This window comes from Luteimonas sp. Soil_C_16, from assembly GCF_057657295.1.
Window position 1 is genome coordinate 95,572 of record NZ_JBDGIS010000002.1, and the last position, 13,665, is coordinate 109,236.

Here is a 13,665-nt window from a genome sequence, read left to right on the forward strand (position 1 = left end):
GCGCACCGCGCCGCCGACGATGCAGGCCGCCCCGCCGCCACCGCAGATCGACGACGGCGCGCGCCTCGGTGCGACGTTCGTCCTGTCGCTGCTGGTGCATGGCCTGCTGGTGCTGGGCATCGGCTTCGCGACCGAGGACGCCGCGCCGGTGATGCCGACGCTGGACGTGATCCTGACCGAGACCACGAGTCCGCTGACCCAGGCGCAGGCCGACTTTCTCGCCCAGGCCAGCAACCAGGGCGGCGGCGAGCACGAGCAGACCAACCGCCCGCGCGAGGCGCAGATCGGCCAGGTGCCGCAGGACACGACCGGCGTCGCTCCGATGGAACTGCGCGCGCAGTCGCCCGATGCGCAGCCACCGCCGCTCGACCGCGTGGTCGCCAGCACCCGCGGCGAGACCGCGCTGCCGGTCGAAGATCCCACCACGCAGACCGATCCCTCGACGCTGCCGCGCGGGCCCGAGAAGATCGAGCGCGATCTGGAAATGGCGCGGCTCGCGGCCGAGATCCACATGCGCTCGGAGCGCTACGCGCGCCGGCCCAAGCGCAAGTTCGTCTCGGCGAGCACGCAGGAATACGCCTACGCCGCCTACCTGCGGCAATGGGTGGACCGCGTGGAGCGCGTCGGCAATCTCAACTATCCCGACGAAGCGCGGCGCCGGCAGTTGGCCGGCGAACTGGTGATCAGCGTGGCGATCCGCCGCGACGGCTCGGTGGAACGGGCCGACATCATCCGCAGCAGCGGCACCGCGATGCTCGACGACGCGGCGCTCCGCATCGCGCGGCTGGCCGAGCCCTATCCGCCGCTGCCGACGACGGGCGACGAGGTCGACGTGCTCCACGTCACCCGGACCTGGAACTTCCTGCCGGGTGGCGAGCTGATCGACGATCGGTGAGGCGCTGTCGATTTCCGCAAGCGCGGCCCCTGGCCGCGATCAAGCGCTCCGGGTGAACACGTCCCGGCGATGGCAGCTGGCGTGTGGGCGCGCGCTTGCGCGCGCGGGGGCAGTCCAGATCGGGCGCCATCGCGCGCAAGTGCGCGCCCACAGATCCTAGAGCTTCCGCCAGCCGAAGCCGTCGCCGGTGCGCCAGAACACGCCGCGCGCCTGGCCGTAGATCGCCGCCGCGGGCACGAAGCCGAAATAGCGCCCGTCGATGCTGGCGCCGCGATGATCGCCGAGCACCAGCACCTGGCCGTCGGGCACCTGCAGTGCCTCGAGATCGGGACCACCGCCGGCATCGAGATTCAGCGTGACCTGCACGTCGCCGAAGTCCTCCGGTGCACCGGGCTGATCGGCGAGCGGTGCGCCGTTGATCGCCAGGCGGCCATCGACGAGATCGACGCGGTCGCCACCGACGGCGACCACGCGCTTGATCAGGCGGATGCCGTCCGAGGGCGAGCGGAACACGACGACATCGCCGCGTGCCGGCGCATCGCCACCCCACACCGCCCATTGCGTGAACGGCACGCGCAGGCCGTAGGCACGCATGTCGACGACCACGCGGTCGCCCGGCAGCAGTGTCGGTTCCATCGAACCGCTGGGCACGTAGTAGTGGTTGGCCAGCGACGAGCGCGCGACCAGCAGCAGGCCGAGCAGACAGACCAGCGGCAGACCTTCGCGGCGCAGCCAGCCACGCAGGCGTGCGCCACGCTGGCCGGCGCGCCAGGGCGAAGGTGGTGGGGACGTCGCGGTCATGTCGCGCTCTCCATGCAGGTCCGGTGTCAGACCGTGCCCGGCGTGCCGGGTTCCGCCGCGCGACGGGAGGCGCGCAAGGCGATCTGTTCGACGAGGGTCAACGCGACGTTGTCGCGCAGGTAGGCGGGCTCGACACGCTCGGGCGCGATCGCCTCACCGCGCGCGAATGCCACGGCAGCGATCTGCGCCAGATCGGCCGCATGCGGCAGCGCGGTCGCGTCGATCCACGCAAAGCGCGCGCGCAGACGCGACTGCAATGCACCATCGACAGCCGAGAAGCCGGTGCCGACGCCTGACCACGCGGCCGCATCGCCCGGCAGCTCGACGGCGTCGGGCGCGGACACGCGGGCGGCGCCGAGCGCGCGCAGACCATCGGCCTCGTGCACGAAGGCCTGGCTGTAGACCTCGCCCATGCGCGCATCGATCGCGGCCAGGACCGGCGTGCCCGGCGTCGTCTGTGCACGCATCGCCAGGACTTCCAGCGTGGAGCGCGCGACGACCGGTCGGTCGAGCGCCAGTGCGATGCCCTGCACCAGCGCGATGGCCAGACGCACGCCGGTGAATGCACCGGGCCCCCGGCCGACCGCCACCGCATCGAGCTGGCTGCGCGCGATACCGGCTTCCGCCAGCAACGCCTCGGCCCACGGCAATGCGAGTTCGGCGTGCCGGCGCGGTACGATCTCGAAGCGCTCCAGCACACGGCCGTCGTCCCAGATGGCGACGGAACAGGCCTCGGTGGCAGTTTCAAACGCGAGCAGTTTCATCGGGACAGGGATTCGGGATGCGGAACGGAGGATTCGGACGGCGCGTCCGGCGCTATTGTCGCAGGCACCGGCGCCTCGCGGTTCGCGAAGAACGCGGCGACGGTCGACAGCTCCCGGGTCCGCGGCAGCGGCGGTAGCGAATCGAGGAACACACCACCGTAGCTGCGGCCGAGCAGCCGCGGGTCGCACAGCACCAGCACACCGCGATCGAACTCAGTGCGGATCAGGCGGCCCACGCCCTGCTTGAGCGCGATCACCGCCTGCGGCAGCTGCTCGTCGCGGAACGGATTGCCGCCCGCGCGGCGGATCGCATCCAGCCGAGCCTCGAACACCGGATCGTCCGGGGCGGCGAAGGGCAGCTTGTCGATCACCACGACGCTCAACGCGTCGCCGGCGACGTCGACACCTTCGCGGAAACTCGCCGCGCCCAGCAGCACGCCGTTGCCCGAATCGCGGAAGCGCTGCAGCAGCACGTGGCGCGGCGCCTCGCCCTGCACGAACAGCGGCCAGGGACACGCGCGGCTGCCATCGCGCAGCAGCGCCGCGGTTTCACGCAGGGCGCGATGCGAGGCGAACAGCAGGAACGCGCGTCCGGCCGAGGCTTCGAGCACAGGGAGCACCGCGTCGACGACGGCGCGCGTGTAGTCCTGTGCCGACGGTTGCGGCAGTTTCGGCGGCAGATAGCACAGTGCCTGGTGCGGCCAGTCGAACGGGCTGGGCGTCAGCAGGGTCTGCGGCGCTTCGATGCCGAGGCGCTCCGCGATGTGGTCGAAGTGGCCATCGACCGCCAGCGTCGCCGAGGTGAAGATCCATGCCGCGCCAGAAGCTTCCCGATGCGTGCGCAGCGGTGCCGAGACATCCAGCGGGGTGCGCTGCAGCCGGAAGCCGCGCGGGGTGAGTTCGTACCACAGCACGCCGTCGTCGAGCGGTGGCGACTCGGCATCTTCGACGGGCGGCGCGTCGTCGTCGAACATCGACTCCGCCGCCGCGCTGCCGTCGTTCCAGCGCCGCAGCTTCGTGACGAAAGCCTGCGCGCGCGCGTGACAGCTGTCGAAGCCGGGTGAGGCTTCGCGCAATGGACCGAGCGCATCGCGCAGATGCAGCAGCGCGTCGTCGAGCGCATGCAGCGCGTCCTCGACCGCAGGTTCGTACAGCGCGCGATAGCGGGTGCCACGTGGCGGCAGTCCGTCCATCGCGGTGCGCAGCGCGCGCGTGGCCTCTTCCAGCGCATGTGCCGGGGACTGCAGCACCGGCAACGCGCCGGGCACGTCCTTGCACTCGGCGATCGCGTCGCGCGCCAGCTCGACCAGCGGCCGCGCGCTCATGCCCTCGCCGAAGAACTGCGCGGCGAGTTCCGGCAACTGGTGCGCCTCGTCGACGATGAAGAGCTGCGCCCCGGGGAGGATCTCGCCGAAGCCTTCCTGCTTCAGCGCCAGATCCGCCAGCAGCAGATGGTGGTTGACCACGACCACGTCCGCGGCCTGCGCCCGCTGGCGCGCCTGCACGAGGAAGCACTCGCTCCAGAACGGGCAGTCGTTGCCGAGGCAGTTGTCGACGGTCGAGGTCACCAGCGGCAGCAGCGGCGTGTCTTCGGGCAGGCCGTCGAGTTCGGCCATGTCGCCCATGCGTGTGCGCCCGGCCCAGGCAACGATGCGCTGGAACTGGTGGATCTGCTCGCGCGAGGCCAGCCGCGGTTCGCCACGCGCCTGCTCGAGGCGATACAGACACAGATAATTCGCGCGGCCCTTGAGCAGCGCACTGCGCAGGCCGCTGCCGAGCGCATCGCGTACGCGCGGCAGATCGCGATGGAACAGCTGGTCCTGCAGCGCGCGCGTGCCGGTCGAGACGATCGTCTTCAGCCCCGACAGCAGCGCCGGCACGAGATACGCGAACGTCTTGCCGGTGCCGGTGCCGGCCTCGGCCAGCAGCGTGGCGCGCTGGTCGATCGCATCGGCCACCGCCATCGCCAGCGATTGCTGGGCGACGCGTGGCCGGAACGCGGGAATCCGTTCCGCCAGCAGGCCGCCGGGGGCGAGGGCCTCGCGGCTGCGGTCCGCGAGGCGGGCGTCACGCGCGTCGAGCACGGACCCGGCCAGTGGCGCGATCAGTAGCGATTGGGCCCGGCGACACGGCAGCCATCGGCCTGGCCGCGCGCCTGGGTCGCGCCTTCGGCGTCTCCGGTCGACAGGCGCACCTGTTCGAGGGTGATCCAGTGGCGACGGCACAGCGGACCGACCTGCGCACCGAGCGCGTAGGCGCGTTCGGCCAGTTGCGTGGCCCTGGGCAGATCGTTCTGCAGGATCGCCAGTTCCGCGCGCTCCTGCAGCAGGGCGGGATCGCTGTCGACGATCGTCATGGCTTCGTCGAGTGCGGCGACGGCGCCCGCCAGGTCGCCCTGCGCCTCCAGCGTGACCGCGCGTGCGCGCAGGTCTTCGACCATCGGATCGCGCAGCGGCTGCACGGCGAGTTCGCCGTCGCCATCGCCGGCGGATGCACGGATCGTCTGGACCATGGTCGCCGGCGGGATGGTCGAGACCGGCGCGGCGTCTGCGGTGCTCGGCGACGGACTGGCGCAGGCGGCGAGCACGAGCGCGGCCGACAGCGCGGACAGACGGAATGCGAGACGGGACGGATGCATCAGGGCGACTCCTCGACAGGCGGTGCGGGTGCGGGTGCGGGTGCGGGCGCAGGGGCCGGCGGTGCGGTGTCGGCCGGCGGCGCGGCCTCCTCGTCACGGCCGAAGCCGAAGAACTCGCGCCAGCCGCGGCGCTCCTGCTGTACCGGCGCGCCGGTCGCATCCACGAGATTGCCATTCTCGTCGACGAAGGTCTGGTTGGGATCGTAGGTCGGGCACGGCTGGTACGGCGGCGCGTAGCCGGCGACGAAGGCGAATCGACGCGCATCGGGGCAGTCGGCGTCGGTGCTGTTGGACTGCGCGACCCACTGCCATTCGAGACCCGCATCGCCGACTTCCAGCGGCTTGCTCGGCAGGCGCGAGAAGATGCCCGACCACACGCGCATCGCGCCGGTTGCGCCGTAGAGACCGGTCTGCTCGTTCTGGTCGTTGCCGACCCAGACCACGGCCAGATGATCGCCGGTCCAGCCGGCGAACCAGCTGTCGCGGCCGTCGTTGCTGGTGCCGGTCTTGCCGGCGGCGTTGAGCCGGCCGAGGCCGTCGCTGACCAGTTGGCGGCCCGTGCCCGAGGTCACTGCGTGCTGCAGGGCCAGCGTCACCAGACGCGCGGCAATCGCGTCGCCTTCCTGCGCAGGGCGCGGCGCGTTGTCGTACCGGTTGACCACCCGGCCCTGCTCGTCGATCACGCCGCGCACCGCGCGCAGCGGCTGGATCTCGCCGCCGGAAGCGAGGAACTGGTAGAGCTGCGCCATCGCATACGGGCTCTGGTCCATCGAGCCCAGCGTCAGCGACGGATTGGGCGTCGCGCGCACGCCGGCGAGCACGTGCACCAGGTCGGCCAGCGCCCGCGCGCCGACGGCCTCGCCGATGCGCACCGTCGCCTGGTTGTAGGAGCGCGCCAGCGCATCGATCATCCGCACCGTGCCGTGACTGCGGCCGTCGGAATTGCCGGGCGACCAGCGCTGTCCGTTCTCCAGCGTGATCGTCACCGGCGAATCGTCGACCCAGCTGGCCAGTGAGTACTGCGCGGGATTGCCGAACGCGAGCAGATACACGAACGGCTTGAGCAGCGAGCCGACCGGGCGGTGCGCCTCGACGACGCGGTTGAAGCCGTGCTCGACCGGATCGCGACTGCCGACCGCGGCCACCACTTCGCCCGAATGCACGTCGGTCACGACCAGGCCCGCCTGCAGCGGCGGCCGCTTGCCGGTGCTCAGATCCTTGATCGTGCGCACCGTCGAGCCTTCCGCGTACGCCTGCGCCGACGGCGCCATCGCGGTCATCACCGACAGGCCCGCGCCCTGCAGCTCGCCGGTCGGATAGTCGCGCGCCAGCTGGCGACGCACGAGATCGACGTAGGCGGGGAAACGGTTCGCGGCGATGCTGCCGGGCGTCTCGGTGACGCCGAGCGGGCGTTTGGCGGCGCGGTCGTGCGCAGCCTGGTCGATCAGACCGGATTCGAGCATCTTGCCGAGCACGAAATCGCGGCGCGCCAGCGCGCGTTCCGGATTGCGGCGCGGATCATAATGCGAGGGCCCGCGAATGATGCCGACCAGCAGCGCGACCTGCTCGGTTTCCAGATCGTCGAGGCGACGGCCGAACCAGAACTCCGCGCCCGCGGCCACGCCGTGGATCGCCTGCGCGCCGCGCTGGCCCAGATAGACCTGGTTGAGATAGGCCTCGAGGATCGGGCCCTTGCCGTAGCGCGCCTCGATCAGCATCGCGTACAGGATTTCGTTGAACTTGCGCGTATAGGTCTGCTCGCGGCCGATGCCGAGCAGGCCGCTGCGCGCGAGCTGCTGGGTCAGCGTGCTCGCGCCCTGCCGGGTCTCGCCGGCGCGCAGGTTGATCATCGCCGCGCGGGCCATGCCGCTGAGGTCGATGCCGTGGTGATGCGCGAAGTCCTTGTCCTCGACCGCCTGCAGCGTGTCGGTCAGCAGCTGCGGCACTTCGTCGATGCGCACCAGCCGGCGCTCTTCCTGGCGCTGGCCGTAGAGCGTGGCGATACGCGCCGGATCCATGCGCGCGACCTTGAGCGCGCGCTCGCCATCGCCATCGCGCAGCCGCGACACGCGTCCCCCCGACAGCGACAGCTGCACACGACCGGGCGCGACCGCGCCGTCCACGTCGCGATAACCGCGGCTGGATATCGTCCAGCGCCCGCCCTCGCTCGCATACGTGCCCGGCTTGACGCCGTCGCCTTCGCGGTAGCCCGCCGCATCGAGCTCGGTCTTGAGCGTCGCCGCGTTCATCGCCACGCCGGGCGCGATCTGCAGCGGACGCGCATAGACGCGCGTCGGCACCTGCCAGGTCAGCGCCCCGAACTTCTCGCTGACCTGATGGTTCAAGTACAGCGTGTAGGGAATCAGGAATCCGAGACCGAGACCGACCAGTGCGAGCACCGCGGTGACCGCGCGCCGACGCCAGGCGGGCGGCGCGTCGTCGTTCAGATCGTCGGTGTCGTCGTCTTCGTAATCGATCCGGGCCATGGAATTCCTGCACCCGCGGCGGCGGGTCGATGTGGATGCCACAATAGCGCCGGGCAGTCTATCCCAGCGCTCCGGCGCGGACCGCAGGCCGCCTCCCGAACAGTCAGCTGGAGTTACGAACGCATGTCGTTTTCCCTGGCGGGCGCGCGGTTCCAGTTGGAACGCGCGCTCGGCCTGTGCCGCCGCGGCCTGGCCAGTCTGCGCACCCGCGGCCCTGCCGCGACGTGGCAGCGTGTCAGCGCGCAACTGGGGCTCTTCGCGCCCGCTTCGGCCAATGCATTGCTGGCAGCGGACACGTCGCCATTCGCGCCGTTTGCCCTGCCCGTCTCCGACGCGCCCGACGTCAGCATCGTCATCCCGGTGCATGGCCACGTCGACCAGACGATCGCGTGCCTGCGCGCGATCGCAGCACACCCGCCGCGCACGCCGATCGAAGTGATCGTCGTCGACGATGCGAGTCCGGACGATACGCGCGCGCTGCTGGCGCAGGTCGATGGCCTGCGGCTGCATGCGCTGCCGGCGAATCTCGGTTTCATCGGCGCATGCAATGCAGGCGCCGCGATCGCACGCGGCCGTTTCCTGCTGTTCCTCAACAACGACACCGTGCCGCAGCCCGGCTGGCTGGATGCATTGCGCGCGACCTTCGATGCGCACGCCGACGTCGGCATCGTCGGCGCGCAGCTGGTCTACCCCGACGGTCGTCTGCAGGAGGCCGGCGCGATGCTCGCGCGGGATGGACGCGGCGAGAGCCGGGGCCGGTTTGCCGATCCCACGCATCCCGCATTCGCCTGGTGCGCGGACGTGGACTACGTTTCAGGCGCAGCGCTGATGCTCGAACGCAGCCTGTTCGAACGTCTCGACGGATTCGACCCGCGCTATGCGCCGGCCTACTACGAGGACACCGATCTCGCGTTCCGCGTCCGCGATGCAGGGCTGCGCGTGCTGGTGCAGCCGGTGGCGCGCGTCGTGCACTTGGAAGGCGTCACCGCGGGCACCGATCCGACCCGAGGCATGAAGGCCGCGCAGGCGCGCAACCTGCCGGCGTTCGAAGCGCGCTGGCGTGACGCACTCGCATCGCGACCGGTCGATCCCGTCGCCGCTGGACAAGTGCCGCGCCCCGGTACGCCACAGGTGCTGATCGTCGACAACCTCACGCCCAGCCCGAACCGCGATTCGGCGTCGTTGCGGCTGGTGAATCTGATGCGGCTGCTGCGCGAGGCCGGCGCGCACGTCGTGTTCCTGCCCGCGGACCGACGGTTTGCGGGCGATGCGACACGCGACCTGCAGGCGCTCGGCGTCGAGGCCTGGTATGACCAGCACGTCGGGGGTGTCGCCCGCTGGATGCGGACGCACGGCGGTCGCTTCCAGCGCGTGCTGCTGTGCCGCCACTACACCGCGCGCGAATTCCTGCCGCTGGTGCGTGCGCACGCGCCGCAGGCGCGCGTCGTGTTCGACAGCATCGATCTGCATTACGTCCGCGAGCAGCGCGGCGCGGACGTCGCGCAGGACGCCTCGCTGGCGCGCGCCGCCGCACGCACGCGCTCGCTGGAGCTGGACGTCATCGCGCGAAGCGACCACACCCTCGTGGTCAGCGCGGCCGAGGCCGAAGTGCTGTCCAGCGATGCGCCGGATGCGCGCGTCACCGTGCTGTCGAATCTGCACGAGGTTGCAGGTACGGGCGCGGCATTCGCCGAGCGGCGTGATCTGGTCTTCGTCGGCGGTTTCCGTCATCCGCCCAACGTCGATGCGATGCGCTGGTTCCTGGGCGAGGTGTTCCCGCGCATCAGAGCCGCGCTGCCGGACGTGAATTTCCACTGCATCGGCGGCTACGTGCCCGACACCATCGCCGCGTTCGCGGATGCGCCCGGCGTGCGCATCCATGGCCACGTGCCGGACATCGCGCCCTATATGGAGGGCTGTCGCATCGCCGTCGCACCGCTGCGCTTCGGTGCGGGCGTGAAGGGCAAGGTCAATCTGAGCATGGCACACGGCCAGCCGGTCGTCGCGACGCCGTGCGCGGCCGAAGGCATGCACCTGCGCGATGGAGAGGACGTGTTGCTAGCCGAGGACGCGGCGGCCTTCGCGGATGCCGTGGTCGCGCTGTACGGCGACGAAGTGTTGTGGGCCCGCCTCGCCCGCAACGGGCTTGCAAACGTGCAGGCGCATTTCTCGATGGACGCGGCGCGCGACACGGTGCGTCGCGTGTTCTTCGACTGCTGATTGCCGGGCAACCGGCGCTGCGACCGTCGAGGCGCGAGAAAAACAGTCAGCGGTTGATCGACGCCGCGCGCAGCCGGCGCGCGAACTCCGCATGACCCGGCACGCCGGCGTCGACATCGCGCGCCGATGCGAGCGCGGCCTCCGCGCCGGCGAGATTGCCCGCGCCCAGACGCTCGTCGCCGATCGCCAGCCAACGCTGCGCGAGCCGGCGCCTTGCTTCGCGCACGGCGCTGCCTGCGTCGCCGAGCACTTCGCGGGCATCGAGGCAGGCGCGCGCGCGCGCCAGACTGTTCGCGCGCAGGCCGGCATCGAAGCATTGCCGGGCCGACGGCAGCAGACGCGAGGACGCGCGCGCAACCGCCGCGTCGTCGGGCGCCACCAGACGCGCGGCCCGGATCTTGTCGTAGGCACTGTCGCCGGGCGGCGTCAGCAGATCGCCGCGTGCTTCGGCGGCAGCGGCCTGACGCAACAGGGTGTCCACACGCTGGCGACGTTGGGCAGGCGGCAGTTGCGGTCCGAGGCGCGCATGGCGCGCGCGTGAGCGCTCGACGTGTTCGCCGGCCACGCGCACGGCATCGCTGTCGGCCGCGAGCGCGCGGGCTTCGCGCAGTTGCGCGTCGGCATCGGCGAAATTGAAGTCGCGCGCGAAGCGCTCCGCGCGGGCTGCGTAGGCAGCGCCGGCATCGTGCAAGCCGCGTTGCGCGCGCGCATCGGCCGGATCGAACGCGAGCAACGTGCGCCACTCGGCGACCGCGCGTTCGACATGGCCCGCTTCCAGGCTGCGTGCGGCGCGACGGCGCAGCGCATCGAGTTCTTCGGTCAGGCGCGCATCGGTGTCGGGGAGGTCGACGTGGCCGGCATCGTATTCGCGGACACGTGCGATCAGGTCGGCCGCTTCGCGGAGGCCGCCTTCGCGAAGACGCCGCCGCGCGTCCTCCAGCAGCGACGCCAGCGCATCCTCGCGACCGCGCAGGGCATCGGCATTGTCGGGCTGCAGCGCCAGCACGCGGCGATACAACGGCAACGCACTCTGCTCCCCTGCGTCGAGGATGCCGGCCGCCTGCGCGGCCTGCGCCTCGGCGACCAGGCGATCGAGCCCGGCACCGGCCGCTTCCCGCTGACGCAGCGCGGTCGTCACCGCATCGACGTGCTCGCGCGGCGCCGAGAGTTCGTTGGCGAGTCGCAGCGCCGCGTGCGCGTCGTCGAAACGGCCCGCCTCGACCGCGGCCGCTGCCTGCACCACCGCCGCGCGCGCGACCTCGGCCAGACCCGCGCGCGGACGGACGTCGTCGGGATCGAGCGCGAGGGCGGCTTCGTAGAGTTGTCGGGCGCCGTCGCCATCGGGCGTGCTCAGGCGCCCGGCGGCGGTCGCGACTGCAGCCTCGTCGAGCAACGCCTGCCCGCGGGTTTCCGGCCACAGCCGGTCGACCAGGAACAGGCGGACCAGCACGACCAGGACCACCACGAGCGCGAACACACCGGCCGCGAGCCACCACCCGCGTCGACGCTGCAATGCCTCGGCCGCCGAGGCGCGCGCGCGCGAGGACGCACCCGCCAGACGCTCGCGCGGGGGCGGTGCGGGATGATCAGGCATGTCGGATTCGCGTCGCACGCGGCGCAGTATGGAAGCCCCCAATGAACGGCCGCGTCACCGGCGCGCGGCGTCCACGCCGGGCATCCCGTCGAGCTTGCCGAGCAGACGCGCGAGCTGGCCGTAATCCGCGACCCGCACGCGCAGTTGCAGGCGCACGCGCGACAGCCCGAGCGACTCGCTCTGGATCGACAGCACGTGCACATCCTCCTGCGCGATCGCGTTGCTCAGATCCTTGAGCAGATGCCGGCGATCGACGGCCTCGACGACGATGTCCGATGCATGGCCGCCACTGGCGCGCCCCCACTCCACAGGCAGCACGCGCTGCGGCTCGTGCGCCGACAGCCGCAGGAAGGCCGGGCAATCGCGGCGGTGCACGGTCACTCCGCGCGCGCGGGTCAGGTAACCGGCGATCGGCTCGCCCGGCACCGGCCGGCAGCAGCGCGCGACCTGCACCAGCAGATTGTCGACGCCGACCACGTGGAATTCGGAGTCGGCGGCCTTGGGCAGGCGACGCGGTTGCCGCAGCGGCAGCGTCGGCGTGGCGTCGTCGGCCGGCGCTTCGCGTTCGCGCTCCAGCTCCAGCAACGCACGACCCACCTGGTTCGGACCGACGTCGCCGAGCGCGACCAGCACGTGCAGGTCGTCGACGGTGGCGACGTTGAAGCGCGACAGCACCGGCGCGAGATCCGCCTGCAGCAGGCCGAGGCGGCGCAGGTCCTTGTCCAGCAGCTCGCGACCGGCCTGCAGGTTGCGCGCGCGGTCGAGCTTGTGGAACCAGTTGCGGACCTTCTCGCGCGAGCGCGCGCTGGCCAGGAATCCGTTGGACACCACCAGCCAGTCGCGACGCGGCGACGGCGTCTTCGCGGTCAGGATTTCGACCCGCTCGCCGCTGTGCAGCACGTAATCCAGCGGCACGATGCGACCGTCGACCTTGGCGCCGCGGCAGCGGTGCCCGACCATCGTGTGCACGTGGTAGGCGAAATCCAGCGGTGTCGCACCCTGTGGCAGATCAACGATCTCACCCTTGGGCGTCAGCACGAAGACCCGGTCTTCGACCAGTTCCGTACCGAGCGCGCCGGCCAGCGACGGATCGCCCTCGCCCGCCGGTTCGGTGTGTGCATCGAGCAGACGGCGCATCCATTCGATCCGTCGCTCCAGCGCGGCATCGCCGGCCGACGACGAGCGCTGCGAGCCGCCGCTTTCCTTGTAACGCCAGTGCGCGGCGACGCCCAGTTCGGACGCCTCGTGCATCTCGCGGGTGCGGATCTGCACCTCCAGCGTCTTGCCGTCCGGCCCGACGACCGCGGTGTGTAGCGAGCGATAGTCGTTGTGCTTGGGCCGGGCGATGTAGTCGTCAAACTCGCTGGGGATCGGCGTCCACAGCGCATGCACCACACCGAGCGCGGCGTAGCAGGCGGGAATGTCGTCGACCAGCACGCGCACGGCCCGCAGATCGTAGAGTTCGCCGATCGGTACCTGCTTGCGCTGCATCTTCTTCCAGATGCTGAAGATGTGTTTGGGCCGGCCCGCGACCTCACCGCGCACGCCCTGCGCGGCCAGCGCTTCGCCGAGTTGTACGCGGACCGCCTCGATGTGGCGCTCGCGCCCGGTGCGCTTGTCGTCGAGGAGGCCGGCGATGCGGCGATAGGTGTCCGGCTCGAGATAACGGAACGCGAGGTCTTCGAGCTCCCACTTCAGCTGCCAGATGCCGAGCCGGTTCGCCAGCGGCGCATGGATGTCGCGGGTCAGCGCCGCCAGCGCGCGACGCGCGGCGTCGTCTTCGCTGCGCGCCGCGGCGCGCATCAGCGCCAGTTGCCGCGCCAGCAGCACCAGCACCAGCCGCAGGTCGCGGATCAACGCCAGCAACAGGCGTCGCAGGCCTTCGGGATTGCCTTCGCTCGCGTGCTCGGCATGCAGCGACCAGACCTGGTGCGCGGCGGCCAGCCCTTCGATCAGCGGAACGATCGCCGGCAGTCGCGCCACCAGCAGGGGCCGCCACGCGAGCACCGCATCGGCGAGCGCGGTCGCGACGACTTCGACGTCGGCACCGAGCAGGCCCAGCGAACCGACGGTGTCCAGCAGCACGGCCGCATCGCCCGCAGCGATCTGCGCCTCGTCCGGCAGCGACACCAGCAACGCGCGCAGCGAAGGACCGGACGCAGCCATCGTCGGCAGCGCCAGCAGGCGGTCGCGCAGGTTGTCCGGAGGCTCGGGCATCGGCCGCTCGATGCGGGCAGGACGGTCTACACTAGCGGCGCCCCGACCAG

9 protein-coding genes are annotated in these 13,665 nt (G+C 71.3%); 2 read left to right on the plus strand and 7 right to left on the minus strand.

The window, feature by feature from the left end; genetic code table 11:
• The first annotated feature begins 19 nt into the window (after nucleotides 1-19).
• Entirely contained in the window at nucleotides 20-895 is an 876-nt protein-coding gene (locus AC3A5T_RS04275) for an energy transducer TonB (protein ID WP_332079589.1), read from the plus strand.
• Between the two features lie 156 nt (nucleotides 896-1,051).
• Here AC3A5T_RS04275 and lepB read toward each other — a convergent pair whose 3' ends face one another.
• Genes lepB through mrcB form a run of 5 tightly spaced genes read right to left on the minus strand, consistent with a single transcriptional unit; the run spans nucleotide 1,052 to nucleotide 7,584 of the window.
• The gene (lepB, locus tag AC3A5T_RS04280) at nucleotides 1,052-1,696 is read right to left on the minus strand and encodes a signal peptidase I (RefSeq protein ID WP_332079588.1); all 645 of its coding nucleotides are present in this window, start codon (nucleotides 1,694-1,696) and stop codon (nucleotides 1,052-1,054) included.
• A gap of 26 nt (nucleotides 1,697-1,722) precedes the next feature.
• A complete protein-coding gene (tsaB, locus tag AC3A5T_RS04285) occupies nucleotides 1,723-2,460 on the minus strand; it encodes a tRNA (adenosine(37)-N6)-threonylcarbamoyltransferase complex dimerization subunit type 1 TsaB (RefSeq protein WP_487627516.1) in 738 nt (245 codons plus the stop codon).
• The gene (gene yoaA, locus AC3A5T_RS04290) at nucleotides 2,457-4,544 is read right to left on the minus strand and encodes a DNA repair helicase YoaA (RefSeq protein WP_487627517.1); all 2,088 of its coding nucleotides are present in this window, start codon (nucleotides 4,542-4,544) and stop codon (nucleotides 2,457-2,459) included. The genes tsaB and yoaA overlap by 4 nt, the downstream gene beginning before the upstream one ends.
• Nucleotides 4,545-4,564: 20 nt before the next feature.
• Entirely contained in the window at nucleotides 4,565-5,098 is a 534-nt protein-coding gene (locus tag AC3A5T_RS04295; RefSeq protein ID WP_332079585.1) for a tetratricopeptide repeat protein, read from the minus strand.
• Nucleotides 5,098-7,584, minus strand: coding sequence for a penicillin-binding protein 1B (gene mrcB / locus AC3A5T_RS04300; RefSeq protein WP_487627518.1), 2,487 nt, complete (start codon nucleotides 7,582-7,584; stop codon nucleotides 5,098-5,100). The genes AC3A5T_RS04295 and mrcB overlap by 1 nt, the downstream gene beginning before the upstream one ends.
• A gap of 123 nt (nucleotides 7,585-7,707) precedes the next feature.
• Between mrcB and AC3A5T_RS04305 the strand changes: the two genes are divergently transcribed.
• Nucleotides 7,708-9,804 (plus strand): glycosyltransferase, encoded by a 2,097-nt coding sequence (locus AC3A5T_RS04305; RefSeq protein WP_487627519.1) that lies wholly within the window; start codon nucleotides 7,708-7,710, stop codon nucleotides 9,802-9,804.
• A 46-nt stretch (nucleotides 9,805-9,850) separates the two neighbouring features.
• On the opposite strand, the gene AC3A5T_RS04310 is transcribed toward AC3A5T_RS04305, so the two are convergent.
• Together AC3A5T_RS04310 and AC3A5T_RS04315 are read right to left on the minus strand one after the other, a co-directional pair.
• The gene (locus AC3A5T_RS04310) at nucleotides 9,851-11,398 is read right to left on the minus strand and encodes a hypothetical protein (RefSeq protein WP_487627520.1); all 1,548 of its coding nucleotides are present in this window, start codon (nucleotides 11,396-11,398) and stop codon (nucleotides 9,851-9,853) included.
• Between the two features lie 54 nt (nucleotides 11,399-11,452).
• Complete coding sequence (locus AC3A5T_RS04315; RefSeq protein ID WP_487627521.1) at nucleotides 11,453-13,615, minus strand: RelA/SpoT family protein; 2,163 nt, start codon at nucleotides 13,613-13,615, stop codon at nucleotides 11,453-11,455.
• Between the last annotated feature and the right edge of the window lie 50 nt (nucleotides 13,616-13,665).

Excerpts from the sequence above, each read along its gene's own strand:
- AC3A5T_RS04275 (WP_332079589.1), top strand. The coding sequence starts at position 20 with ATGCAGGCCGCCCCGCCGCCACCGCAGATCGACGACGGCGCGCGCCTC.
- lepB (WP_332079588.1), bottom strand. The coding sequence starts at position 1,696 with ATGACCGCGACGTCCCCACCACCTTCGCCCTGGCGCGCCGGCCAGCGT.
- tsaB (WP_487627516.1), bottom strand. The coding sequence starts at position 2,460 with ATGAAACTGCTCGCGTTTGAAACTGCCACCGAGGCCTGTTCCGTCGCC.
- AC3A5T_RS04295 (WP_332079585.1), bottom strand. The coding sequence starts at position 5,098 with ATGCATCCGTCCCGTCTCGCATTCCGTCTGTCCGCGCTGTCGGCCGCG.
- mrcB (WP_487627518.1), bottom strand. The coding sequence starts at position 7,584 with ATGGCCCGGATCGATTACGAAGACGACGACACCGACGATCTGAACGAC.
- AC3A5T_RS04305 (WP_487627519.1), top strand. The coding sequence starts at position 7,708 with ATGTCGTTTTCCCTGGCGGGCGCGCGGTTCCAGTTGGAACGCGCGCTC.
- AC3A5T_RS04310 (WP_487627520.1), bottom strand. The coding sequence starts at position 11,398 with ATGCCTGATCATCCCGCACCGCCCCCGCGCGAGCGTCTGGCGGGTGCG.
- AC3A5T_RS04315 (WP_487627521.1), bottom strand. The coding sequence starts at position 13,615 with ATGCCCGAGCCTCCGGACAACCTGCGCGACCGCCTGCTGGCGCTGCCG.